20 protein-coding genes are annotated in these 24,150 nt (G+C 63.4%); 12 read left to right on the top strand and 8 right to left on the bottom strand.

What is annotated here, in order from left to right; genetic code table 11:
* Window positions 1-235: 235 nt before the first annotated feature.
* Window positions 236-1,153, bottom strand: a complete 918-nt coding sequence (locus FJV80_RS14695; protein WP_142876758.1) for an AraC family transcriptional regulator — start codon at window positions 1,151-1,153, stop codon at window positions 236-238.
* 254 nt (window positions 1,154-1,407) lie between these two features.
* Here FJV80_RS14695 and FJV80_RS14690 point away from each other — a divergent pair, with 254 nt between their 5' ends.
* Complete coding sequence (locus FJV80_RS14690) at window positions 1,408-2,811, top strand: MATE family efflux transporter (protein WP_142876757.1); 1,404 nt, start codon at window positions 1,408-1,410, stop codon at window positions 2,809-2,811.
* 64 nt (window positions 2,812-2,875) lie between these two features.
* On the opposite strand, the gene FJV80_RS14685 is transcribed toward FJV80_RS14690, so the two are convergent.
* Window positions 2,876-4,339 carry a caspase family protein gene (locus tag FJV80_RS14685; RefSeq protein WP_142876756.1) on the bottom strand — a complete coding sequence of 488 codons (1,464 nt, stop codon included), beginning with the start codon at window positions 4,337-4,339 and terminating at the stop codon, window positions 2,876-2,878.
* A 136-nt stretch (window positions 4,340-4,475) separates the two neighbouring features.
* Here FJV80_RS14685 and FJV80_RS14680 point away from each other — a divergent pair, with 136 nt between their 5' ends.
* Window positions 4,476-5,201 carry a hypothetical protein gene (locus FJV80_RS14680; RefSeq protein WP_142876755.1) on the top strand — a complete coding sequence of 242 codons (726 nt, stop codon included), beginning with the start codon at window positions 4,476-4,478 and terminating at the stop codon, window positions 5,199-5,201.
* Window positions 5,202-5,541: 340 nt separating this feature from the next.
* Window positions 5,542-8,958 carry an autotransporter gene (locus tag FJV80_RS14675; protein ID WP_185975211.1) on the top strand — a complete coding sequence of 1,139 codons (3,417 nt, stop codon included), beginning with the start codon at window positions 5,542-5,544 and terminating at the stop codon, window positions 8,956-8,958.
* Between the two features lie 27 nt (window positions 8,959-8,985).
* On the opposite strand, the gene FJV80_RS14670 is transcribed toward FJV80_RS14675, so the two are convergent.
* A complete protein-coding gene (locus FJV80_RS14670; protein WP_246688969.1) occupies window positions 8,986-9,243 on the bottom strand; it encodes a hypothetical protein in 258 nt (85 codons plus the stop codon).
* A gap of 222 nt (window positions 9,244-9,465) precedes the next feature.
* Between FJV80_RS14670 and FJV80_RS14665 the strand changes: the two genes are divergently transcribed.
* Entirely contained in the window at window positions 9,466-10,350 is an 885-nt protein-coding gene (locus FJV80_RS14665; RefSeq protein ID WP_142876753.1) for an AraC family transcriptional regulator, read from the top strand.
* A gap of 85 nt (window positions 10,351-10,435) precedes the next feature.
* Here the strand turns inward: FJV80_RS14665 and FJV80_RS14660 are convergent, their stop codons facing one another.
* The 4 genes from FJV80_RS14660 to speB all read right to left on the bottom strand — a co-directional run bounded on the left by FJV80_RS14660 (window position 10,436) and on the right by speB (window position 13,690).
* On the bottom strand, window positions 10,436-11,083 hold the full coding sequence (locus tag FJV80_RS14660) for an amino acid ABC transporter permease (protein ID WP_095773219.1): 648 nt from the start codon (window positions 11,081-11,083) through the stop codon (window positions 10,436-10,438).
* Window positions 11,080-11,736, bottom strand: coding sequence for an amino acid ABC transporter permease (locus tag FJV80_RS14655; protein ID WP_095773220.1), 657 nt, complete (start codon window positions 11,734-11,736; stop codon window positions 11,080-11,082). The genes FJV80_RS14660 and FJV80_RS14655 overlap by 4 nt, the downstream gene beginning before the upstream one ends.
* Window positions 11,737-11,742: 6 nt before the next feature.
* Window positions 11,743-12,549, bottom strand: a complete 807-nt coding sequence (locus FJV80_RS14650; protein ID WP_095793950.1) for a transporter substrate-binding domain-containing protein — start codon at window positions 12,547-12,549, stop codon at window positions 11,743-11,745.
* Window positions 12,550-12,628: 79 nt separating this feature from the next.
* On the bottom strand, window positions 12,629-13,690 hold the full coding sequence (gene speB / locus FJV80_RS14645; protein WP_142876752.1) for an agmatinase: 1,062 nt from the start codon (window positions 13,688-13,690) through the stop codon (window positions 12,629-12,631).
* A gap of 211 nt (window positions 13,691-13,901) precedes the next feature.
* Between speB and gcvA the strand changes: the two genes are divergently transcribed.
* The 8 genes from gcvA (at window position 13,902) to FJV80_RS14605 (ending at window position 22,717) form a co-directional block, all read left to right on the top strand.
* Window positions 13,902-14,876 (top strand): transcriptional regulator GcvA, encoded by a 975-nt coding sequence (gene gcvA / locus FJV80_RS14640; protein WP_142876751.1) that lies wholly within the window; start codon window positions 13,902-13,904, stop codon window positions 14,874-14,876.
* A 134-nt stretch (window positions 14,877-15,010) separates the two neighbouring features.
* Entirely contained in the window at window positions 15,011-16,315 is a 1,305-nt protein-coding gene (pncB, locus tag FJV80_RS14635) for a nicotinate phosphoribosyltransferase (protein ID WP_095773224.1), read from the top strand.
* Between the two features lie 15 nt (window positions 16,316-16,330).
* Entirely contained in the window at window positions 16,331-17,788 is a 1,458-nt protein-coding gene (locus tag FJV80_RS14630) for a hypothetical protein (protein WP_142876750.1), read from the top strand.
* A 155-nt stretch (window positions 17,789-17,943) separates the two neighbouring features.
* A complete protein-coding gene (locus FJV80_RS14625; protein ID WP_142876749.1) occupies window positions 17,944-19,248 on the top strand; it encodes an ABC transporter substrate-binding protein in 1,305 nt (434 codons plus the stop codon).
* Window positions 19,249-19,435: 187 nt separating this feature from the next.
* Window positions 19,436-20,317, top strand: a complete 882-nt coding sequence (locus tag FJV80_RS14620; RefSeq protein ID WP_095773227.1) for a branched-chain amino acid ABC transporter permease — start codon at window positions 19,436-19,438, stop codon at window positions 20,315-20,317.
* On the top strand, window positions 20,314-21,276 hold the full coding sequence (locus tag FJV80_RS14615; protein ID WP_142876748.1) for a branched-chain amino acid ABC transporter permease: 963 nt from the start codon (window positions 20,314-20,316) through the stop codon (window positions 21,274-21,276). Before FJV80_RS14620 ends, FJV80_RS14615 begins: the two co-directional genes overlap by 4 nt.
* A complete protein-coding gene (locus FJV80_RS14610; RefSeq protein WP_095773229.1) occupies window positions 21,273-21,998 on the top strand; it encodes an ABC transporter ATP-binding protein in 726 nt (241 codons plus the stop codon). The genes FJV80_RS14615 and FJV80_RS14610 overlap by 4 nt, the downstream gene beginning before the upstream one ends.
* Complete coding sequence (locus FJV80_RS14605) at window positions 21,995-22,717, top strand: ABC transporter ATP-binding protein (RefSeq protein ID WP_095773230.1); 723 nt, start codon at window positions 21,995-21,997, stop codon at window positions 22,715-22,717. The genes FJV80_RS14610 and FJV80_RS14605 overlap by 4 nt, the downstream gene beginning before the upstream one ends.
* Here FJV80_RS14605 and FJV80_RS14600 read toward each other — a convergent pair whose 3' ends face one another.
* Complete coding sequence (locus FJV80_RS14600; RefSeq protein WP_095793942.1) at window positions 22,718-24,127, bottom strand: sodium:proton antiporter; 1,410 nt, start codon at window positions 24,125-24,127, stop codon at window positions 22,718-22,720. It lies immediately after the preceding gene.
* Window positions 24,128-24,150: the final 23 nt, after the last annotated feature.

The raw sequence follows: 24,150 nt of genomic DNA, 5'->3' as shown, positions 1-24,150 counted from the left end.
TTTCTCCTCCAGGAACATTCGCAGGAAGCGCAAGTCCTCGGGCTCCGCGATCCTCACCATCGCCCGAGCGACAAGCCACCCATCGCCAAAATGCGGAGTTCAACCGGGCCAAGCTAGAAGCCCCGTTGCAGCAAACCTGTACTTTTATGCATTGTGCAGCGCAAAATCCGGTACTCTGCAACGAAGTCCGTCACATGAGTATCGATCGCGTGAAAGCCGCTGATTTAGCCTGTGCTTATGCGCGCATCGTCAGGCGCTGCCGCGACAGCTTGCGATAGGAGGATGGCGTCATCTTGTGCTTGCGCAGGAAGGCGCGGTTGAAGTTGGAGATGTTCATGTAGCCGACCTGGAAACAGATGTCGGTGATCGCGACATCGGTGTCGGCCAGGAGCTTGCAGGCCTGCCAGAGCCGGAGCTTGGCGAGGTGGTCGCTGAAGGAGTTGCCGGTGTTCTTCTGGAAGAAGCGCGAGAATGTGCTCTCGCTCATTCCGGCGCGTTCGGCAACGTCGGGCAGCTTCAGATCCTCGGCGAAATGCTGGAACAGATAGGTCAGGGTGCGCTGAATGATGTCGAGCGAGGCGGCGTCGAGAACCGGCGAGAAATCCGGCGACGACAAGAGCTCGTATTCGTCGGTCCTGGCCAGAAGGTCGACCAGTTCGAGGAACAGGCAGAGGCGGGCGAGCCCATGCACGGTTCCCATCCGCTCCATCAGTTCGGCGCCTTCCAGTGCCGTGCGGCCGTGAAAGACCATGCCGCGCAGCGAGCGCTCGAGGAACGGCTCCAGTTCGCGCAGTTCCGGCAGCAGGCCTGCCGAGCCGCGCAGCCTCTGCGCATCGAATTGCAGGACGATGTCGCGGCCTTCGATCAGCTCGCCCGACTGCACCGCCGTTACCCAGTCGTGCGGCAGCCCGCCGCCGACAATGGTCAGGTAGCCCGGCCCGAATTCGCCGATGTGATCGCCGACCAGGACCACGCCGGAGGATTTCCGCAGCAGGTGGATTTCGTATTCCGGATGGAAGTTCCAGACATTGCGTTCCCAGGGATAGTCATCCAGCCGCCACAGGAAACTGTCGCTCGCTTCGGTAACGATGTGTTCGAAAGCCGGCGCCGTGCGCGGAATCGCGGCCGTGTTCTTTCGCTGCCTGAACGCCATCCATTCCTCCCGGCCGGTTCGCCGGCTGCCGGTCTCCACGGCAATCCCTAACAGCCAGCGGCCGGCAAGGGAAACGAGGCGACGGTTCCCCCTGAAATGGCGCTGGCTCAATCGGTGCCCGCTCCTCCTCCCTTGCCATCATGTCGCATTTCGTTCAATAGACGGCGCAAACGCCGCGAAACCGAAGGTTTTGCCGTTTGCAATGCGGCTTCCGGCCTTATGCCGATGCGCCGCAACCTTGAAAGAGCGGAACAATGTCTGCGATCGAAGCCGGCGCTCGCGCGCCGGAAAATCTTTGGCGTCAGGAAATCAGGGCGACGCTGGCACTCGCCTGGCCGATGGTGCTGACCAATCTCGGCCAAACCGCGATGACGGCCACCGACGTCATGATGATGGGCAGGCTCGGGCCGGACACGCTGGCCAGCGGCGCGCTCGGCGCCAACCTCTATTTCATGCCGCTGATCTTCGGCCTCGGCCTGATGCTGGCGACGTCGCCGATGATCGCCACCGAGCTTGGCCGCCGACGCTATTCGGTGCGTGACCTGCGCCGCACCGTGCGCCAGGGCCTGTGGCTGGCGATCCTGATCTCGATCCCGATCTGGCTCGTGCTCTGGCACGGCGAGGCGATCCTGCTGGCCATGGGCCAGGAACCCGCGCTGGCGCATCAGGCCGGCATCTATCTGCGCTGGCTGGAATGGGCGGTGCTGCCTTTCTACGGCTATATCGTGCTGCGCTCGTTCATCTCGGCGCTGGAGCGGCCGGGCTGGGCGCTGATCATCGTTTTCGTCGCCGTCGCCTGCAACGCGCTGTTCAACTGGGTGTTCATGTTCGGCAATCTCGGTGTCCCGGCCATGGGCATTGCCGGCTCGGGCCTTGCCACATCGCTCTCCAGCACGCTGATGTTCATGGGCATGGCTCTCGTGGTGATGCTGGAGAAGAAGTTCCGGCGCTACCGCCTGTTCGGCCGCTTCTGGCGGTCCGACTGGCCGCGCTTCAAGGGCCTGCTGCGGCTCGGCCTGCCGATCGCCGGCATCCTCGCCTTCGAGGTGACGATCTTCAACGCGGCAGCCCTTTTGATGGGCCTGATCGACGCGGATTCGCTTGCCGCGCATGCCATTGCCATCCAGATCGCCTCGATCTCCTTCATGGTGCCGCTCGGTCTCAACCAGGCGGTGACGGTGCGCGTCGGGCTTGCGCATGGCGCCGGCAATCCGGAAGGCGTGTCGCGTGCCGGCTGGACCGCCTTCGTCATCGGCGTCTCGTTCATGGCGCTGATGGGGCTGGTGATGGTGCTGTGGCCGCATCTGCTGATCAGCGCCTTCATCGATCTCGCCAACCCGGCCAATGCCCGGGTGATCGCGCTTGCCGTGTCGTTCCTGGTGTTTGCCGCACTGTTCCAGGTCTTCGACGGCGCGCAGGCGGTCGCCGCCGGCATGCTGCGCGGCCTGCACGACACCAAGGTGCCGATGATTTACGCAGCGATCGGCTATTGGGGCGTCGGCCTGCCGCTCGGCGTGCTGCTCGCCTTCCATTTCGGCTTCCACGGCGTCGGCATCTGGATCGGCCTGTCATCGGGGCTGGCGGTGGTGGCGGCGCTGCTTCTGGCGCGCTGGCTGTGCCGCGACCGGATCGCACCGGCGCTGGCGTTCGGGCATTGAAAGCAGCAATCGCCAACGGTCGCCATGTCCCGACATTGTGGCGGCCGCTCGGTTGCCTGTCGTTCTAAAATACCCCACCGATGCCAATTCCCCCGCTAATGTCGGGAGGCGGTGCGGCAGGCGCACGGCTGGCGCGGGGTTTCTTCGCTGACTGCGCCTTTGACCGGTTTCCTGAAGACGTGCTCTCGTCCGAAACCAGTTTCGTTCTGGCTGGATCCTTGTTTTTCTTGACGATGACGGGTTGCCTGCACACGCGCCCGGATTGCAGGAAGAGGTCGCTCAACAATTCGAATGTCGGGTCGGTCGACACCGCTGGCTGCTTGCGATTGCGATAGTAATCGGTCAACGCGCGTACTGAGCCGCTGCCCCAGTCGCCATCCACGTCGAGCCGATAGCAACCGAGCCGGCGCAACTCTGTTTGAACATTGCGCGCAAGGCTGTTGTCCTTGTCCACTTGTCCCTGTCCGTCCGGGGTGCCGACAATCAGGGTTTTCAGCCCCGACACGACATTCTGCCGGTCGTCGGCAATGTTACTGGGCGGCGACAGGCTGGCCACCTTTGTCCCGCTCGCGGAAGGCGAGGGCTCGACCTGCTGGCCGGAGATATCGACAGAGCGGAGCGTCTGGCCAACGATCAGGACCGCCGTCTGAAGGTCGTAAGAAGCCAGTTCCTGTACGAGCTTCTGCTTGGCAGCCGGATCCGAGAGAATTTGCGACAGGCTCGCGCTCAATTGCGCCGGATCAAGTGTCTGCTCCTCGGTGAAATAGAACTGCTCGCGCAGATTCGACTGATCCCAGGGCACCTGCCTTCCGACGGTCAGGGCCTCGGTTTCGTTGCGGACACGAATCATCATGTCCGAAACGCTCAGTCCCGGAATCTCGATATTGTGCACCAGCGCGGTCGTGAACGGGCTGTTCTGTCCGCCACCGTCCACGGTTATGTTGCCCGGCTGGGTGGCGAACGCGATGAAACTGTTTTCGCCAATGTCGACCTGCGCCAAACCCGCGCTTTGTGCGCCGGCGGCAGCTACCGGGTTGTTGCGGCAGGCGTCGAGGAAAATAAAGGTCTGACGGTCGCGGCTGGCAAATTTGGTCATGATATCGTTGAGTTTGACTGAACTCGCCTGAAGCTTGTCGATACTTTCGGCATTGGCATCGGTCGGCACCAGATAGTTCTCGCCCTGAATCTGCACGCCGTGACCGGCGTAGAAGATCAGAACCGCATCCGCCTTCGACAGTTTGGCGGCCGCATCGGCAAACAGCTCGTCGAAACCGGCGTACGAAAGGTCCGTGCCTGTCACAACGTCGAAGTGGAGCCTCTTCAGCGTCTCCGATAAGACGATTGCGTCATTCGAGGCATTGGCAAGATGTGGAAGCCTGTCGTTGTGGTAGCTGGAGTTGCCGATGACGATCGCCAGTCGATTGTGATGCGGCGGCGCCGCGTTGCCTTCCACGGCCGCGCGGGCAGAGGACAGCATCATCAGCAGCAGCACGGCAAGGAGTGCAAAAGAGCTGCGTTGATAGGTCATATCGGCACCTCCTTCGCCCATAGGCGCCTCAATCCGCTGCGGACGCGATTTTTACATCAAGGATCGTTTCAAAGATAGGAAAAAGGGATTTACATGCGCCTGGTTCGATATCCGGGTAGCAACGGTGGAGGACAAAATGCCGGGCAAAATCAACCTTGCGCTGCCGGTTTACGGGGCAGCCTACAAGAGCATCTTCGTCCGCAGCCTGTTCGCAACCCTGACCCACAAAAGTCTGTCCGGCTACGCGTTCAGCCTATCGGAAATTGAATATACCGACATTCCGTTTTCCCGAAACTACCTGCTGACGAACTTCTACTACAACAAGCCGGATTGCAGCCACATCCTGATGATCGACAGCGACATGGGCTTCTCGCCCGGACTCATCGGGGCGATGCTTGAGTTGAACAAGCCTGTGGTCGGCACATTATATCCTCGCCGCGTAATCGACCTTCAAAAACTCCACGCCCTCTCGGCGCTTCCCTTCGAAAAAGCCTATGCGCAAAGCCTGGAATTCCTTGGAACCGTCATCGAACCCCGGCAGGAAATGGGCGGCTTTGTCCGGGTGGAGTCATGTGGCACCGGCATTTTTTTGGTGTCCCGCGACTGCATAGGAGAGATGATCGAGAAACTGCCTGAAGCGATAAATCGGGGCCGCTACAGAAACAACAAATACACCGCCCGTTTCGAGAATTTCCTAACGCTGTTCTCGAAGATCGTGACGCCGGACGTCGACCTTCCCACCGATTTTTCCTTCTGTCATCGCTGGGTCAAGCAATGCGGTGGCGAGATATGGGCTTGTTATGACCGCAAGATCGCACATGCCGGAGACATGACCGTCTCGGCCGCTTACTCTGATCTCTAGAGCCTTTTTTACGCAATTCGGGCGTAAAGGCTAGGGCGAAGTCGCCGAGCCTAGCCCGTTACGCACTTTTCCCGGAATTGCTCTAGATATCATATTCCGGAGCGTTGACGCTCCAATAAAGTCGCTTCAAGTCTTGAGCAGTGGCCTCGCGGTAACAATAGCCCGACAATTGCCGAAGGCGCGGCGTCAACTCATTGCCGTAAATCAGCGCACCGCGTACAGTTACGCCGCTTACGCCGCTTACGCCGGGTCGCCGATGCGATTTTGACCGGCCTATTGTTACTGATGTCGATTTTCATCAGGCGGGGGTGAAATGCGCATATCAAACAGAGCTTGTCAGTTGGCCGGCGTTTCGCTGCTGGCGCTGACGGCGGCATTTGTCTTCGAGGTATCCGACGCGGCGGCCTGCACCGCGACCCCGGACAGCACCACGACAACAACCGGCTCAGGCGTTGCAACCGTAAACACGATAGACACGAAGTCGGTCACCGTCGAGTGCAGGACGACGGGAGACTCTCAGGACGTCGACGGCGTGTTCACGACCCGGTTCACCGGGTACACCGGACTGGACAACAGTTCGTCAACCGTCATCGTCCACGACTACGACGGCAACGGCGATGACGTCGTGAATATTTTCGGCGGCATCATAACCGACAGCGCGGATTCGACGCCGGTCGTCAGCGGTCTTCCACCGATAACGACACCGGTAACACCCTCTCTTGAATCCACGATCGGAACCATCGAACTGCTCGGCGGAAACGACCGGTTTCTGATGTCTGACGGCGATTACCTGGGGGATCCGTTCGCACCCGACGTCCAGGCCAATCTCGACACCGGCGCAGGCGACGATTCGGTCACAATCGAGAGCGGCAGGATTCTCAACATCGAGCTTGGGGACGGGGCCGACACCGCAACCATCACCGGCGACCGTACGACGGTCGGCGATGTAGACGGTGGCGCGGGCCAGGACAGGATATCGGTTGGCGTTGCGATCACCGGCGGCACCGCCGTATTCAGCGCGCCAACCACCGGACTCATCTCAGGCGGCGATGGCAACGATACCGTCAGCATCGGCGGCGGCAATGTCGCAGGCGTGGACGGCGGCGCCGGAAACGACACCATCGAGGTCGACGGCGGCACCGTTGTCGGCAATGTGGACGGCGCCGACGGCAACGATACGGTCACGGTCACCGGCCTCGCTGCCATTGACGGCAATATATTCGGCAACGCCGGCAACGATACCGTCAATATCAATGGCGGCACCGTCGGGACGACCGCCGAGCCGGCCGATGTCGACCTCGCCGACGGTTCCGATATTTTCAATATGAGCGCGGGTCACGTCACCGGTTCGGTTTTGGGCGAAGGAGGCGGCAACACCTATGACGTCAGCGGCGGCACGATCGACGGTTCGATCTTTGCCGGTAGCCAGGCCGACAAGGTGACAATCTCCGGCACTGCCCATATCGGCGTGGATCCGGGCGACGACGGGACAGGAAGCGATTCGGTCGGTCTCGAAGACGGCGACGACAACTTCACCATGACCGGCGGCACGCTCGCCGGCGGCGTCAGCGGCGGCGACGGCACCGATACGCTGGATATCAGCGGCGGCAGCATTGCCACCTACGTGAACGGCGGCGCCGGAAACGACGTCATATCCCTTACGAACGGCGCAATGGTGGGTGGCGATGTTTTGGGAGACGATAACGACGCTGAAGCCGGCAACGACACGGTCACGATCGACGGCGCCCGGGTCAACGGCTTCGTCTCCGTTCTCGCTGGAAACGATACGATCATCTTCAAGAGCGGCACGATCGGCACGGCTGCGGCGCCGAAGGGAATCGACCTGGGCGACGGCGCCGACATCGTCCAGATGAGCGGTGGCACGGTTAACGGCAATGTCGGCGGCGGCGCCGGAAACGATGCCGTCACAGTTTCCGGCGGCACCGTCAACGGCAATGTCACCGGCGATGGCGGCGACGGCGACAGCATCGCAATATCCGGCGGCACGATCAACGGCAACGTCGACGCCGAGACGGTCGGGCTGACCGGCGGCGCGGTCAATGGCGGCATCAATGGGCAGCACGTCGAACTGCATGGCGGCACGGTGACCGGCAATGTCAGTGGCATCGGCGCAGACACGCTGGTCATCGACAATATCGGCGCGATCGATCCCTTGAACCTCGCCAACGGCGTCACCTTCAGCGGCATCGGCGCCAATGCCCAAATCAGCGACGTCGACCTTGCCGCCGGCGGCAGCAAGACCGAGAATTTCGTTGGCTTCGACAATGTCGCGTTAAGCAACGCGACGCTCGCCTTCGCACCCGGCACGATGCAGCAGATCAACAATCTGCTGCTCGGCCCCGGCTCGACCCTTTATGCCCCCGGCAACATTACCTTGACCGGCGCGGTCACCGCCACGAACGCGACCATCAACATGATGAACGGCACGGCGGGTGATGTCCTCACATTGGGCGGCATCACGCTCAACAACTCGACAATCGCGTTGGATCTAAATCAACAGACGGGGCAGGCGGATCATCTGGTCGCCGCGGCATTCGCGGCAACCGGGGCAAACGTCGTCAACGTCAATCTGATCGGAGCGCCGAATTTCACCGGCCAGACCGACATTCCGATCATCGTGTCGACGGGCGCCCCCGTGACGGGCACCTTCACCATAACCGGCATCCCCGGAACACCCGGCGCCTTGTTCACCTATTCCGTACTGGAGGCGCCGGACGGCTCCCTGTTGATCCGGGCAACGCCCGCCGGTTTCGGCATCGCCACGGCGCCCGACAGCGCCGTCAACGCCAGTATCGTGGACGTTGCGGTGGACGCGCTCTACGGCATCAACAAGGATGCGCTGGACGCGGACCTGGCATTGGCCAACGGCTCTGCGAGAATCACGATCTCGCCGTCCTTCGGCGTGTTCGCGTCGGGCCAATTCGCGCATACCGAGCATGATGGCTACGATGTTTCAGACGGCGGCTTCAGCGGCGTCGGCCCGACTTTCGGCGCCGACGATTTCTCGGCCGCCATCAGCCTGGATTTCAATGCGGCGAAGCATTTCGGCTTCGATACCAAATACGGGCTCAACCTCGGCCTTTTCGCCGGCTACGCCTCCACCGATGTCGGGCTCGATCCGTTCCAGGGCTTTGTCGACATTGGCGGCGGCAGGAACCGCAGCGGCATGTTCGGCGGCTATGCGCTGTTCCGCCAGGACTACAACTACGCGCTGGTGTCGGCGTCGGCGTTTATCGGCAACACGGATGTGAGTAACGGCGTGCTCGACACGACCGGCAGCTACGATACGCAAGGTTACGCCGTCACGGGGTCGGTCGGCCACATCTTCAGGCTCGGGGACCGCACACGGTTCGACCTTCGCGGTGGACTGCTCGGCGTCACCTTCAAGGGGGATTCGTATACGGACAGCGGCGGCAACGAATTTGGCCAGAGCAGGATTTCCTTCGGTGCCGTGCAGTTTGCGCCCGGCATCTATGGTGATTTCAAGCTGGAAAACGCCATGGTCTTCAGCCCCTACGCGCGGTTGGAACTGCAGCAACGGTTTGGGGCGAAGAACACCACGGAAATCGACACAAGAAAGGTAAACTTCGATGACGCCGACTTTTCGGCCGCGCTGTCGACCGGCTTCAACCTGAAGATGACGGAAGCCACGACACTGAACGGCGAAGTGCGGGGAAAGTGGTCCACCGACAGTTCAACGCTCGGCGCCAAGCTCGGCCTCAAAGTAGCGTTCTAGAGCAATTCCAGGAAAAGGGCGCAGCGGTCAGGCTCGGCGACTTCGCCGTAGCCTGCCGAGAGCGGCCAGGCGCCGGCCCCAATCGGCATGGCGCGGGCTGAACTCCGTGCCGTTCTTGCTGCTCCACAGGCCGCTGCAGCCATGCATGGCCACGACCGCCGGAAACGGCCCTTGCCCTTGCGGCTTGAACAGCATTGCGTCCAGCGTCGCCGGCACGTTCTTGCCGTCGGCCGCTATGCTGACGCGATCGGGTTCCTGGGAGGTTGCCGCGGCCGGCTGTGTCATCCAAAAGGCAAAGAGGCCCGCGGGAGCGACACGATATTTCGCCTGCATCGCCAGAGCCCCTCCCTCCCGAAGCCGTTGCGCTCACCTTGAAGCGCGGCACGGCCTACCGCAAATCAGGGTTGCGTGGTGAAGACAGGGAAACCGACCAGGCCAAAGCGCAAGATCGGTCGAGCGTGACACATCTGGTAGCGCCTATCTGGTGCTGCCACGGAGGGAGAGACGGTGAAGGCGTCCGTTGAAAACTATCATGCCCGGATGCAGCGAGTGCTGGACCACATAGACCAGCATCTGGACGGCGATCTGGGCCTGGAAGCGTTGAGCGGCGTCGCGGCGTTCTCGAAATTCCATTTCCACCGGCAATTCATGGCCACCTTCGGGCTGTCCGTGCATCGCTACGTCCAACTCGCCCGCATGAAGCGCGCTTCGCACAGGCTTGCGGCGAGCGATGCCCAAAGCGTCACCGATATAGCGATGGATGCCGGTTACGACGCACCGGATGCCTTCGCCCGCGCCTTTAGGCAACGGTTCGGACAGTCGCCTTCGTCGTTTCGGAAATCTCCCGACTGGGGGGCGTGGCTCATGGCCTTCGGGCCTTTCGACAAAGCAAGGAACACGCTCATGCAGATCATCTTTGACCACGACGACGTAACGATCCGCGATGTGCCGCCCACACCGGTGGCGATCATGGAGCATCGCGGCGACCGGGCGACACTCCAGGACACCATCCAGCGGTTCATCGCCTGGCGCAAGGCAGCGGGCTTGTCGCCCGAGACAAGCCCGACCTTCAACGTCTTCCGTTCCGAAAGGGAGCCCGCGATCGCGGCCGACTACAGCATGGACATTTGTGTCGGGACCGATCGGCCGATCGATGAGAAAGACGGGCAGATGAAGGCCGGCGTGATCCCCGGCAGACGCTGCGCGGTGCTGCGCTACCCCGGCAACACCAACAATCTCGAACCCGCAGCACTCTACCTTTATCGTGAATGGCTTCCGGCCAGCGGCGAGGAAGTGCGGGACTTTCCGGTCTATTGCCAGCGCTGGCTGTCCCGCCTCGCGGAGGGCCCGCTGCACGAAGTGGTCGTCGAACTCTTCCTGCCTCTGAAATAGCGCATGGGGATTGCGGCTTGTCCCTGCTGATCGCGAGAAGCGGACAAGCCCGTTGTCCACTCCATCTCGGTTAGTCCGCCTGGATCTAGCGGACCGCCGCGCGCTTTTCGAGCGAACGGGCATATTGCGTCAGCGGGAAGCACATGAGGAAGAAGATCAGCGCCACCAGCCCATAGACCTTGAACGGCTCGAAGGTGGCGTTGTTGATGGCGTTGGAGGTCCGCACCAGTTCCTCGAAGCCGATGATCGAGGTCAGCGCGGTCGACTTGATCAGCTGCACCAGGAAGCCGACCGTCGGCGCGCGGGTGATCGAGAATGCCTGCGGCAGGATGATCAGCCTGAGCTCCTGCAGATAGTGCAGGCCGAGGCTGGCGCCGGCGTCCCACTGGCCGCGCGGCAAGGCATCGACGCCGGAGCGCCAGATCTCGGCGAGATAGGCGCTGGCGAAGAAGGTCAGGCCGAGCACCGCCGCGGTCCAGGGCTCGATGCGCAGGCCGAGCATCGGCAGACCGAAGAACATCAGGAACAGCTGCATCAACAGCGGCGTGCCCTGGAACAGGGCGATGTAGCCCGAGGCAAGGCGCCGCCTCCATTTATGCTTGGAGATCCGGAAGAACAGCACCGCCATGCCGACCAGCGCGCCGCCGACAAAAGCGGCCAGCGACAGCAGCACCGTCCAGCGTGTGGCCAACAGAAGGTTGCGCACGATGTCCCAGAAAGTGAACTCGATCATGATACGCCCGCTCCGAGCGCGCGGCGGCCGCCGGTGACCAGAAGCCGGCGCAAGGCCATCGACATTGCGAGGTAGACCAGCGTCACGACGAAATAGGTCTCGAAGGACCGGAAGGTGCGCGCCTGCAGCATGTCGGCCTCATAGGTCAGCTCGCGCACCGCGATCTGCGACACAACGGCCGATTCCAGCATCATGATGACGATCTGGCTGGTGAGCGCCGGATAAATGATCTTGAGCGCCTGCGGCAGCACGATCTTGATGAACACCTGCCGAGGCCTGAGCCCCAAAGCCAGGGCGGCTTCCGTCTGCCCGCCCGGCACGGCATCGAGCCCGGCGCCGACGATCTCGATCGTATAGGCCGCCATGTTGAGCGTCATCGCCAGCATGGCGGCCAGGATCGGGTCGAGCCTGATGCCGAGGCTGGGCAGGCCGAAGAAGATGAAGAACAGCTGCACCAGGAACGGCGTGTTGCGCATCACTTCGACATACCAGGCGATGGCGTGACGCAGCAGCGCGGGGCCGTTTCGCCGTCCGGCGGCGCCCAGGATGCTGAGCAGCGTCCCCGCCAGTGTGGTCACGGCGATCAGCAGGATCGTCGTGGCCGCGCCGTGCGCGATGTCGCCTAAAGCACCCGGGAGCCAGGCAAAGGCCACGGGGGCTCAATCCTTGAGGTTGTCGGGATTGAGCGGCGTCTTCAGCCAGGCTTTCGAGCTTTCGTCCAGCTTGCCGTCGGCCAGCATCTTGGCGATGGCGTCGTTGACCGCCTTCTTCAAGCCGTCCTCGTTCTTGTTGAGGCCGATATGCGAGGGCGAGGTCAGCAGCTGGAACTTCTGCTCCGGCTTCAGCGCATCCTGCTTGGCCAGCACCTGGGCGCCGACATCGTTGCCGACGACCATCAGCTGGGTCTGCCCGGAGATGAAGGCCTGGATGACCGAATTGTAGTTGTCGAAGCGCTTGATGTCGGCCGAGGCCGGCGCGGCCTCGGTCAGCGAGGTGTCCTCAAGCGTGCCGCGATTGACGGCGATCGACTTGTCGGCAAGGTCTTCCTTGCCTTTGACCGACATCGCCGCCGGGCCGATCACCGCGATGTAATAGGGCGCGTAGGCGGCGGCGAAGTCGATGACCTGCTCGCGCTCCTTCGAGTAGCCGACGCTCATCAGTATGTCGACGCGATGGTCGTTGAGATAGGGGATGCGGTTCTGGCCGGTGACGGCGACCGGGTTGAGCTTCACCTTGAGCGTGTCTGCGATGTATTGCGCGACATCCATGTCGTAGCCCTTGAGGCTCATATCGGCGCTGGCCGAGGAGAAGGGCGGGAAGTCGGCGAAGACGCCGACATTGATGGTGCCGGCCTTGGTGATGTCAGCGAGAGCATCGGCATTGGCGGCCTGGGTGGCGAGACCGAGGCCGGCCCCGAGCACCAGGACGGCGGCAATGGATGATTTCAGTGTCGAGTGGATTGTCATTTTTATTCCCCTTCTGGAAGCTTTGATTGTTTGAGGCGGCTGCCGGCTCCAGCGCGGCGGCCGCCTTTCGTTTCAGGTGTCAGGTGACCTTGCCCGTGATGGCCGGGCTGAACACCATCAGGCTCAGGATCTCGAACAGCACCTGGGCGCCGGCATGCGCGGTGTTGGTGGTGGCGTCATATTGCGGCGCCACCTCGACGACGTCGCCGCCGACGATGTTGAGACCCTTGAGACCGCGCAGCAGCTCGAGCACTTCGCGTGTCGTCAGCCCGCCGACTTCCGGCGTACCGGTGCCGGGCGCGAAAGCCGGATCGACGCTGTCGATGTCGAAGGAGACATAGGTCGGCCCGTCGCCGACGATCTTGCGCGCCTTCTCGATGATGGCTGGGATGCCTAGACCGGTCACCTCCTCGGTGTGCACCACGGTCATCCCGGACTCATAGGTGAACTCCCACAGATATTCGGCCGAGCCGCGAATGCCGATCTGGATGGTGCGCGTCGGGTCCAGCACGCCGTCGAGCACCGCGTTGCGGAACGGCCCGCCATGGTGGAACTTGGTCATGTCGAACAGGCCGCTGGTGTCGCAATGGGCGTCGATGTGGATGAGGCCGACCGGGGCCTTCTTGCCGACGGCCTTCAGGATCGGGTGGCTGATCGAATGGTCGCCGCCAACAGACAGGGGAAGCACGCCGGCATCGACGATCTGGTTGGTGCGGCGCTCGATATCCTCATGGCTGGTCTCCAGCCGGTAGCGGCTACGGAACGGCGTGTCGCCGATATCGGCGACGCGAAGCTCGTGCGTCGGCGCGCATTCCAGCACATGATTGTAGGGGCCGATGCGCTCGATGGCGCGCAGCGCCCTCGGCCCGAAGCGCGAGCCCGGCCGGTTGGTGACGCCCAGATCCATCGGCACGCCGATGATGGCCACCTGCAGGTCGCCGAAATCCGGGTTCTCTGCAGCGATTTCGCGATAGGGCGCGGCGAGGAAGGTCGGGATGCCGGAATAGGGTGCCAGTCTTGTGCCGCTCTTGGAGAAGATCTTGTCGGCGACCTTGCGGAATTTCGGGTCGAACATCTCGCCGCCATGGCTCTCGCCATATTTGCGGCGCAACGCGTCGAGCTTGCCGCGATCGTAACCCATATCCGCTCCTCCTGGGCTGATGCAGCGCGGCCGTCGGCGATCTCAAACGAACTGACCGTCATCCGGCCGGGGTCGCTGTCCCGCTGGCTGTCTGCAGATTTCACGTCTTGGTGTTATTTCGTGCCGAAGTGTCCGGCAGCCCGATTGAAAAAGCAATTGATATTGTTAGGGTGTTTTCTGTGAGAAAATCTCACAAAGAGACCGAGCATCCATGGTCAAGCGCCTGCCACCCCTGAACCCGCTGCACGCCTTCGAGGCAACGGCGCGCCATGGCTCGCTGACCAAGGCGGCGAGTGAGCTGAATGTCACGCATGGCGCCGTCAGCCACCAGATCAAGGCACTGGAGCAGTCGCTCGGCGTCAAGCTGTTCGAGCGCGTCGGCCAGCGCGTCAGGCTGACGCCGCATGGCGCGGAGCTGTTGCCGGCGGTATCGACAGCCTTCGACGGCATCGCCGCCGCCACGCAGCGGCTGACGCGGCCGGCCAGCAGCGGCGCGCTGTCGGTGTCCTGCGTGCCGGCATTGCTGCTTTTGTGGATGACGCCGAGGCTCGGCAGCTTCACCGCGCAATATCCCGACATACAGCTGACGCTGATCCCGTCCAACGACCCCAGGGATATCCGCGCGCCGCACATCGATGTCTGCGTGCACTATGGCGATGGCAGCTGGGCCGATTGCTGGATGCGCAAATGGTCGGGGCTGGAACTGTTTCCCGTGGTCAGCCCGACCTTGATCAACAACCGGCCGATCCGCAGCGTCAGGGACCTGGCCGACCATGTCTTCCTGCATGGCGATGACGGCCGCGAATGGCACACCTGGCTGGCGGCCGCCGATGCGCTGGACCTGGAGCGCGGCCGCCGCCATCATCTGGGCGATGCGCGCATGGCGACCGAGGCGGCGGTGCACGGCCATGGCGTGGCGCTCGGCGATTCGGTGACGGCAAGCGCGCTGCTGGCCAGGGGCATGCTGGTCGCGCCGTTCAGCCTTTCGGTGCCGGCGGTCGACGATTTCTACGTTGTCTGCCGCAACGAAATGCGCACGACGCCGATCGTGCAGGTGTTCATCGACTGGCTGTTCGCCGAGAAGGCCGAAGATGACGGCCGTGCCGACGCTCCGGTCGCCGGCCGTATCATCAGCCGCCGCAAGCGTCCGCAACTCAAGGTCATCGGCGCGAAGACGGCCGGCTGAGAGCGACTGCTCAAGGCCATGCGCAGGCTGTTCTTTTTGTCGGGCCAGCCTGAAAGCGGGCAGCGCTCTGGCCAATTCGATGCTATGAGGCCTGTCGCGATTGTGGATGGCAGGCAGCGAAGGCGGCAGCAAGCATGGCAAAGACCGATATTGCGCGGCGTGTCTATAACCACACCTGGAAGCTCGACCCGATCGTGCGCAGCCTGCTCGACACGGATTTCTACAAGCTTTTGATGCTGCAGATGATCTGGGGCATGTACCCCAAGGTCGACACCACCTTCTCGCTGATCAACCGCACCACTTCGGTGCGGCTGGCCGACGAGATCGATGAAGGCGAATTGCGCGAACAGCTCGACCATGCCCGCACCTTGCGCTTCTCCAAGAAAGAGATGATCTGGCTCGGCGGCAACAATTTCTATGGCCGCAAGCAGATCTTCGAACCGGAGTTCCTGGCCTGGCTGGAAGGCTTCAGGCTGCCGGACTACGAGCTGTCCAAACGCGACGGCCAGTACGAGCTCTCCTTCGGCGGCCCGTGGATGTACACCACGCTGTGGGAAATCCCGGCGCTGGCGATCATCAACGAGCTCCGTTCCCGCGCGGCCATGCGGGCCTTCGGCCCGTTTGCGCTCGATGTGCTCTATGCCCGCGCCAAGGCCAAGATGTGGGCCAAGACCGAGCGGCTGAAGGCGCTTCCCGGCATCCGCATTTCCGACTTCGGCACACGCCGGCGGCATTCCTTCCTGTGGCAGCGCTGGTGCGTCGAGGCGCTGAAGGAAGGCATTGGCGAGGCCTTCACCGGCACCTCCAACGTGCTTTTGGCCATGGACAACGACCTCGAAGCGCTCGGCACCAATGCGCACGAACTGCCGATGGTGTTTGCAGCCCTTGCCAATTCGGAAAAGGAGCTGAAACAGACCCCCTACAAGGTGCTGCAGGACTGGCAGCGCTACTATGGCGGCAACCTTTTGATCGTACTGCCCGACGCTTTCGGCACGGCCTCCTTCCTGCGCGACGCGCCGGACTGGGTGGCCGACTGGACCGGCTTTCGCCCCGACAGCGCGCCGCCGATCGAGGGCGGCGAGAAAATCCTGTCCTGGTGGCGCGAGAAGGGCAAGGACCCGAAGCAGAAGCTGCTGATCTTCTCCGACGGGCTCGAGGTCGAAACCATCGAGGAGACCTACCGCCATTTCAGGGGCAAGGTGCGCATGTCGTTCGGCTGGGGCACCAATTTGACCAATGATTTCGAAGGCTGCGCGCCGACGGAAACCAACAGCCTCGACGCCATATCGCTGGTCTGCAAGGTAACGGAAGCCAATGGCAGGCCGGCGGTGAAGCTGTCCGACAACCCGGCCAAGGCGACGGGAGACGAGAAAGAAATTCAGCGGTATCTCAGGATTTTCGGCGAGAAGGACCGGGTGGAGCAACTGGTCAAGGTGTGAAGAGAGATCGGACTCATGGATAGTTCGAGTTCCTTCACGCCCCCCTCTGAGGGGGGCGCCGAAGAGTGCTTTCTTGCGAGAGTTGCGCTCCCATGCCTCGTCGCTCCGCTAGCGCTTCCCACCCCCGCCTTCGCCCACGCCTCCGATCGCGGCCACGTCCTGCTGTTGCCGACCGGCTACTATCTGATCGGCGGCGCATTCGCCGTGGCCGTCAGCTTCCTCGTGCTGGCGCTGCTGCCCGCGGCCGCCCTCGACCGTTTCTGCCGCAGGCGCCTGCCGCTGTTCACCCTCGGCGACAGCGCCCGCACCGCCATCAGCCTGATATCCTTTGCCGGCTTTGCAATTCTCGTCGCCGCCGGCCTTTTCGGCAGCCGCGACCCGCTCTCCAACCCGTTGCCCCTGGCGATCTGGACACTGCTGTGGGCCGGCATCACGCTGCTGCAAGGCGTTTTCGGCGATCTCTGGTCTTGGCTGAACCCTTGGGTTGGGCCGTGGCGCCTCGTCTCGCGCCTGCTCGGCACAGGCGACGGGGGACCATGGCGCCTCCCCGGCTGGCTCGGCTGCTGGCCGGCTGTCATCCTGTTCCTCGCCTTTGCCTGGTTCGAACTCGTCGATCCGGCGCCTGACGACCCGGCACGGCTCGCCTGCGCCGCCGGCCTGTACTGGCTGCTCACCTTTCTTGCCATGCTGGCGTTCGGCTATCGCGGCTGGAGCCGCAGTGGCGAGTTTCTGACGATCTTCTTCTCGATGGTGGCGCGTTTCGCGCCGGCCGAGCGCGACGAGAATGGCCGGCTTGCGCTGTGCTGGCCGGCCGCCCAGCTGCTGGCGGCAGAGCCACTGCCGCCCAGCGGCATCGCCTTCCTGCTGCTGGCCCTGTCCTCGGTCTCCTTCGACGGCCTGTCGAAAACCTTCTTCTGGCTGGGTCTGTTCGGCGTCAATCCGCTCGAATTCCCCGGCCGCACTGCCGTGATCGGCAGCGGCAGCCTTGGGCTCGTTCTGACATTCGCGATGCTGACGGCGGTGTTCCTTCTCGCCGTCTGGCTCGGCCAGCGCCTGGCCGGCGGCGGTCCGCCGCTTGGCCAGGCCGCGGGACTGCTGGTGTGGTCGATCGTGCCGATCGCGCTCGCCTACCACGTCGCGCACTATCTGACGGCGCTGCTGGTCGACGGCCAGTATGCACTGGCCTCGCTGTCCGACCCGTTCGCGCTGGGCTGGAACCTGTTCGGCACCGCCGACCTTCAGGTCGAGGCCGGCATCGTCGCCGGGGCGGAGTCGGCCTGGTGGCTGTGGAACATCCAGGCCGGCGCCATCATCCTTGGCCATGTGCTCGCCGTTCTCGTCGCGCACGGCTTTGCCTGGCGCCTGCATCCGCAGCCTGGCCGCGCCGCGCTCAGCCAGTTTCCGCTCACCCTGCTGATGATCGCCTACACGGTCTTCGGCCTCTGGCTGCTTGCCACGCCAACGGTTGGATGAAAAAAGGGCGGCCCGGATGTCGTTGGGGAAAGCTCGCTTGCCACATCAGGGCTTTGGTGATTTAGTTTGTACACATGCAATTTTCCGCATCCTCTGAGCGAGGATGCCGAACCCGCCTTATCGTTGGTCAAGACTGAAAAAACAGGGGAACGAACATGGCTGACAAGAACGGATTTTTCGACCTCTCCAAGACGACCCTCACCCGCCGCACAGCCCTGAAGGGCCTGGCCGCGGGCGCCGGCCTCGCCGTGGCGCCCGGTTTCGTCCGCTATTCCCAGGCGCAGAGCTCGGCGCCGATCAAGATCGGCTTCCAGTCGCACCGCACCGGCATCGGCGCCGCCTATGGGCGCTGGTACGAAAAGACCACCGCCGCCGCGGTCAAGGCGATCAACGCCGCCGGCGGCATCAATGGCCGCCAGGTCGAGGTGATCATCGAGGATGACGGCACCGACCCCGGCCGCGGCGCCGAAGTGGTCGGCAAGTTTGCCACCCAGCACAAGACCGACATCGTCTTCGGCACGCTGTTCTCGCACGTCGTCATCGGCTCGGCGCCCGCCGCCGGCGAAAACAAGATGCCCTATTTCGTCGTCAGCGAAGGCCACCATGTCGCCTCGACCAAGCTCAACCGTTATGTCTTCCAGCCCGGCATCACCGACGTGAAGAGCCAGATCCAGTCGATGGCGCCGTGGATCGCGGCCAATGCCGGCAAGAAGGTGACGCAGATCTTCCCGGATTTCGCCTTCGGCTACGACCACCGCGACTACCTGCCGCCGGCGCTGAAGGCGCAGGGCGCCGAGGTCATCGCGCAGATCGCCATCCCGCCGACGGAATCCTCCTTCACCAAATATTTTCCGCAGATCCCGCCCGAGACCGAGGTGATCTACCACGTCATGGTCGGCCCGGCGGTGCTCACCTTCGTCAAGGAGCTCGGCGAGTTCTACGGCTCCAACCGGCCGCAGCTGTTCGGCTTCATGGATTCGCTGGAAGCCACCGACATCAACAGCCCCGGGCTCGAATTTCTGGACGGCAGCCATTTCTGGGAGGGTTCGCCGCGCTATGCGCAGGCCGATGACAGCGCCGCGCAAAAAGCCTATCGCGCCGCCGTCGGCATCGACGACAATGGTGCGGCCGTAGGCGATCCAAAGGACGTCTCCACCGCGTCGCACATGTTCGGCTGCTGGGAAACCCTCTATGTCGTCAAGAAGGCGATGGAAGACGCCGGCTACAAGGGCCCGGAAGACCGTGCCAAGCTGGTCGAGGCGACCGAGGCGCTGACCGCCTTCGCCGAAGGTCCGGAGCATCCGCAGGGGCCAAAGACCTTCAACGGCAAGATCCATCAGTGCTTCGGCATCCAGAATATCTCCAAGGTCGAAGGCGGCAAGCTGAAGGTGGTGCACAAGACCAAGATCGAGGACGGGCTTTACGAGGCGGAAGGGGATTACACGACGCAGGCGCTTTAGGCTTGGTTCTTTAAGCACAGTGCCCTTCGGCCTCCCCCCCTCTGCCCTGCCGGACCCGACCCTTCGCTGTCGCTCCGGGCGTTCGTCGTTCGGAAAGCCAGGCAATTGGCTTTCCGTCCGCTCCGCGGATCACTCCTCACCCCCCTCAAGGGGGAGGCCCTTCGCATCTGCCTTGGGCTCTTAGCCGATGCACTTCGGTCCTCACCTTCTCCTTGCCGCGCTCGAAGGCCTCGTCACATCAGCCGTGCTGGCGCTGACGGCGCTCGGGCTGTCGCTGGTGTTCGGCGTCATGCGGGTGGTCAATGTCGCGCATGGCGAGTTCTTCATGCTTGGCGCCGTGCTCGCCTGGGCGATCTCGACGGCGGTGTCGGGCCATCCGGCGCTCGGCTTCCTGGCGGCGCTGGTGATCGCGCCGCTGATCGTCGGCGCCATTGCGCTGGTGGCCGAGCGACTGGTGCTGCGCCGGCTCAACTATAATCCGGAAGCCACCATCGTCGCCACCATCGGCATGCTCTACATCATCCAGCAACTGGCGCTGAGCTTCTATGGTCCCGAGGCGCGGCCCGTCGAGCCGCCCTTCAGCTACCGCATCCTTTTGCCGTGGTTCGGCTATTCCGGCTACAAGCTGTCGATCATTGCCGCCTCCGCGCTTCTCTTGATCGCGACATGGCTGGTGCTGACCCGGACCAGGATCGGCCTGATCATGCGCGCCACGCAGTATGACAGCGAGACGGCGCAGGCCTTCGGCATTCCGGTCGACCGCGTCTATGGCGGCGTCTTCGCGCTCGGCGCCATGCTGGCGGCGATTGCCGCGGTGCTGATCGTGCCGATCAGCCAGGCGCATTACCTGATGGGGCAGGATCCGCTGCTCTTGTCCTTCATCGTCGTCATCATCGGCGGCCTCGGCTCGCTGCGCGGCACCGTCGTCGCCGCCGTGCTGATCGGCCTTTCCGACGGCATCATCTCGATGTTCTTCTCGCCGACCTTGGCCAAGATCATCGCCACGCTGCTGGTCGCCATGGTGCTGGTGTTCCGGCCGCAAGGCCTGTTCGGGACGGCATCGCGATGAGCGAGGCTTCGCCGGCAAAGGCCTATTCCCTGCATCTCGGCGTCATCGCGCTGCTCTTCGTGCTGAGCTTCGTGCTGCCGGACTACTATCACGGCCTGCTCGCCCGCATCATGGTGCTGGCGGTGTTCGCCATGGGCTACAACATGCTGTTCGGCTATGTCGGCCTGCTCAGCCTCGGCCATGCCATGTTCTTCGGCGCCGGGCTTTACGGCGCCGGCCTTGCCATCATCCAGCTCGGCTGGAGCGTGCCACTGGCCTTGCTCGGCGGGATTGCCTGCGGCGCGGTGCTGGCACTGGTGATCGGCCTTCTGGCGCTGCGCACCACGGGTGTCGCCTTCATGATCGTCACCATGATGTTCGCCCAGGTGTTTTATCTCCTGATCCTCTACTTCGCGGCATGGACCGGCGGCGATCAGGGCCAGGTCGTGCCGCAGCCGGCGCGTGCCCTCAATTTCGGCACGATGTCGCTGGACCTCACCAACCCCACCGTACGCTACATGAGCGCGCTGACGCTGTTCGCGCTCGTGCTTCTGGTCACGCTGGCTGTCGTCCGCTCCCGGTATGGCCGCGTGCTGGTCGCCATCCGCGAGAATGAGGAGCGCACGAAGATGCTGGGCTACGATACCTTCTCCAACAAGCTCATAGCCGTGGTCGTCTCCGGCACGATCTGCGCGGCGTCGGGTGCCGCCTACGCAGTGCTGTTTGGCTATGTCGGCTCGAGCTTCGCGTCGGTGCAGTATTCGATCCTGCCGCTGCTGTGGGTGCTGCTCGGCGGTGCGGCCACGACGCTCGGGCCGCTGATCGGCACGGTCTTCATGTACTATGTCATCGACGTAACCAGCGGCTACACCTCGGCCTATCTGCTGATCGTCGGCATCGCGCTCATCCTTTTGGTGCTGTTCTTTCCCAAAGGCATTCTCGGCAGCATCCGCCAGCGCTGGCTCGGGTGGCTGCCATGACGCCGCTTTTGGCCACCAAGGGCCTGTCCCGCAATTTCGGCGGCCTGCGCGCCGTCGACAGCGTCGACTTCACCTTGATGCCCGGAGAAATTCGCGCCGTCATCGGCCCCAACGGGGCGGGGAAGACCACCTTCGTCAGCATGGTCAGCGGCCGCATCCAGCCGTCTTCGGGAGCGATCGTCTTCGATGGCACCGACATCACCAGCCTACCGGCCTATGTCAGGGTGCGCCAAGGCATCGCCTACACGTTCCAGATTACCAGCATCTATGCCAACCTGTCCGTTTACGCCAATGTCGCGCTGCCCGTGCAACTGACGCTGCGGCACGGGCCTTCCAAGAGCGCGATACAGGCCGCTGTCATGACGGCGCTGGAACGTACCGGGCTGGCCGACCGCGCCCATATGCCGGCCGGGCAATTGTCATATGGCCACCAGCGCCTGCTGGAGGTGGCGATGGGCCTGGCGCTGAAGCCGCGCCTGCTGATCCTCGACGAGCCTACGCAGGGGCTGGCCGACAGCGAGATCGACAATTTCATCGTGCTGGTGCGCGACATCGCCAGCAGCGCCACGGTGCTGCTGATCGAACACAATATGCCCGTTGTCATGCAGTTGGCCGACCGCATCACCGTCTTCAACGCCGGCAAGATCCTGGCGGAAGGCACGCCGGAGGCGATCCGCGAAAACGCGGCGGTGCAGGAAGCCTATCTGGGGACCGCCCCATGATTGAGAGGAGCAAGACGGAAGCGTTGCGGATCGCGGGACTGGACTGTTTCTATGGCGAAGTCCAAGTGCTCTACGGCCTCGACCTCGTGCTGAACAAGGGCGAGGTGCTGTGCCTGTTCGGCCGCAATGGCGCCGGCAAGACGACGACGCTGAAGGCGATCATGGGCCTGCTTCCTTCAAGCGCCGGCTCGATCAAACTCGCCGGCCGGGAATTGACCGGCCTGCCGGCGCACGAAGTGCCGAAGGCCGGAGTCGCCTATGTGCCGCAAGGCAGGCGGCTGTTCGCCGAGATGACGGTGGCGGAAAACATCGAGATCGGGCTGATGGCGCGCGGCAAGGGCAAGGCGACACGAGAGAGCGTGCTCGACCTGTTCCCGCTGCTGCGCCAGCGGCTGCGGCAGCGCTCGGGCACCTTGTCGGGCGGTGAGCAGCAGATGCTGGCGATGGCGCGCGCACTCTGCCTCGAACCGCAGGTGCTGTTGCTCGACGAGCCGACGGAAGGGCTGATGCCGTCGATGATCGCCAAGATCCGCGAGACGGTATCGAAGCTGCGCGAGATGCACGTTTCGACCATCCTGGTGGAACAGCGGGTCGATGCGGTGCTGTCGGTCGCCGACCGCGTCTCGTTCATCGAGAACGGCCGTAACCGCGAGACGGTGGATGTCGAGGAATTGCGCGCGGATCCGTCGGCGGTGCGGCGGTATGTGGGCGTTGGTTGATCAGCCGAAGAACAGGAAGCCGGCGATCAAGAAGGTCGGGATCAGCACCAGCCCGGACCACAGCATGTAGCCGAAGAAGCCGGGCATCTTGACGCCGCGATGCCTGGCAATGGCATAGACCATGAAGTTGGGCGCATTGCCGATATAGGTGTTGGCCCCCATGAACACCGCTCCCGCCGAGATCGCGGCAAGCGTCGAGGCGAATTCGGTCATCAGGTGGTGTGGATCGCCGCCCGCCAGTTCGAAGAACACCAGATAGGTCGGCGCATTGTCGAGGAAGGACGACAGCGCCCCGGTCAGCCAGAAATAGGCGAGATCGTTGGGCGTGCCTTGCGCCGAAGTGACGAGCGCGACCAGCGGCGCCAGCGCGCCCTCGTGACCGGCCCTCAGGATGGCGACGACCGGCACGATGCAGATGAAGATGCCGGCAAACAATTTTGCCACTTCGGCGATCGGGCCCCAGTTGAAGCCGTTCGCCTTGCGGTATTCCTTGCGCGAAACCGCCAGTGACACGAAGGCAAGCGCCAGGATGACGGCGTCGCGCACCAGGTTCTGCAGTTCCAGCGTCACGCCTTGAATGGACAAGGTGACATCAGGCTTCCATGTGGCCGACAGCAGGATGGCGCCGATGACGCCGGCGAGCAGCGGAATGTTGGGCAGGCCGCGGATGCGAACCTTCGAATCCGGCGTCGGATCCTTGATCTTCGGCTCGCCGGCCTCGCGCCGGTGCAGGATGATGTCGATCGCCAGGAACACCGCCAGCACCAAGCCGCCGACAAACAGCGTCTCGCGCCAAAGGTTGGCGGTCGTCCAGAAGAAGTCGACTCCGCGCAGGAAGCCAACGAACAGCGGGGGATCACCGAGCGGCGTCAGCGAGCCGCCAATGTTGGAGACCAGGAAGATGAAGAAGACGATGACATGGGCGTTGAATGGCCTGGCGTCGTTGGCGCGGATGATCGGCCGGATCAGGATCATCGAGGCGCCCGTCGTGCCGATGACCGAGGCGAGCAGCGCGCCGACCAGCAGCAGCCCGACATTGACCAGCGGCGTGCCGTGGATGTTGCCGGCGACCAGGATGCCACCCGAAATGGTGAACAGCGCGAACAGCAGAATGATGAAGGACATGTATTCGGTGAGCAGCGCGTGCAGCACCGCCTCGGTCGCCGAAGGGATGCCGAAGGCGAGCGCCAGCGGCACGACGACCAGCGCCGCCCACAGGGCCGCGATCTTGCCGTAATGATGCTCCCAGACATGGTGGAACAGCAGCGGACCGGTGGCGATCGACAGCAGCAGGCCGGAAAAGGGCAGCGCCCACCACAGCGACATCGAGGCGCCGGGCAGCGTGTGTTCCTCCGCCGCGACGGCGGCGTCCGGCAACAGCATGGCGACGGCAAGGGCCGCGCCCGCCATCACGCCTGCACCGACCCGCGATA

Origin of the sequence: Mesorhizobium sp. WSM4310, assembly GCF_007003935.1 — a bacterium.
Lineage (GTDB): Bacteria > Pseudomonadota > Alphaproteobacteria > Rhizobiales > Rhizobiaceae > Mesorhizobium.
Note: the sequence above shows the minus strand (reverse complement) of the source record. Positions and strands in the feature narration are given on the sequence as shown.

What these genes read in the sequence shown, in the direction of transcription:
- FJV80_RS14685 (WP_142876756.1), bottom strand. Translation starts at nt 4,339, where the DNA reads ATGACCTATCAACGCAGCTCTTTTGCACTCCTTGCCGTGCTGCTGCTG.
- pncB (WP_095773224.1), top strand. Translation starts at nt 15,011, where the DNA reads ATGGCAAAGACCGATATTGCGCGGCGTGTCTATAACCACACCTGGAAG.
- FJV80_RS14695 (WP_142876758.1), bottom strand. Translation starts at nt 1,153, where the DNA reads ATGGCGTTCAGGCAGCGAAAGAACACGGCCGCGATTCCGCGCACGGCG.
- FJV80_RS14660 (WP_095773219.1), bottom strand. Translation starts at nt 11,083, where the DNA reads ATGATCGAGTTCACTTTCTGGGACATCGTGCGCAACCTTCTGTTGGCC.
- FJV80_RS14630 (WP_142876750.1), top strand. Translation starts at nt 16,331, where the DNA reads ATGGATAGTTCGAGTTCCTTCACGCCCCCCTCTGAGGGGGGCGCCGAA.
- FJV80_RS14625 (WP_142876749.1), top strand. Translation starts at nt 17,944, where the DNA reads ATGGCTGACAAGAACGGATTTTTCGACCTCTCCAAGACGACCCTCACC.
- FJV80_RS14620 (WP_095773227.1), top strand. Translation starts at nt 19,436, where the DNA reads ATGCACTTCGGTCCTCACCTTCTCCTTGCCGCGCTCGAAGGCCTCGTC.
- FJV80_RS14615 (WP_142876748.1), top strand. Translation starts at nt 20,314, where the DNA reads ATGAGCGAGGCTTCGCCGGCAAAGGCCTATTCCCTGCATCTCGGCGTC.
- FJV80_RS14650 (WP_095793950.1), bottom strand. Translation starts at nt 12,549, where the DNA reads ATGACAATCCACTCGACACTGAAATCATCCATTGCCGCCGTCCTGGTG.
- FJV80_RS14690 (WP_142876757.1), top strand. Translation starts at nt 1,408, where the DNA reads ATGTCTGCGATCGAAGCCGGCGCTCGCGCGCCGGAAAATCTTTGGCGT.
- gcvA (WP_142876751.1), top strand. Translation starts at nt 13,902, where the DNA reads ATGGTCAAGCGCCTGCCACCCCTGAACCCGCTGCACGCCTTCGAGGCA.
- speB (WP_142876752.1), bottom strand. Translation starts at nt 13,690, where the DNA reads ATGGGTTACGATCGCGGCAAGCTCGACGCGTTGCGCCGCAAATATGGC.
- FJV80_RS14605 (WP_095773230.1), top strand. Translation starts at nt 21,995, where the DNA reads ATGATTGAGAGGAGCAAGACGGAAGCGTTGCGGATCGCGGGACTGGAC.
- FJV80_RS14680 (WP_142876755.1), top strand. Translation starts at nt 4,476, where the DNA reads ATGCCGGGCAAAATCAACCTTGCGCTGCCGGTTTACGGGGCAGCCTAC.
- FJV80_RS14600 (WP_095793942.1), bottom strand. Translation starts at nt 24,127, where the DNA reads ATGGCGGGCGCGGCCCTTGCCGTCGCCATGCTGTTGCCGGACGCCGCC.
- FJV80_RS14610 (WP_095773229.1), top strand. Translation starts at nt 21,273, where the DNA reads ATGACGCCGCTTTTGGCCACCAAGGGCCTGTCCCGCAATTTCGGCGGC.
- FJV80_RS14670 (WP_246688969.1), bottom strand. Translation starts at nt 9,243, where the DNA reads ATGACACAGCCGGCCGCGGCAACCTCCCAGGAACCCGATCGCGTCAGC.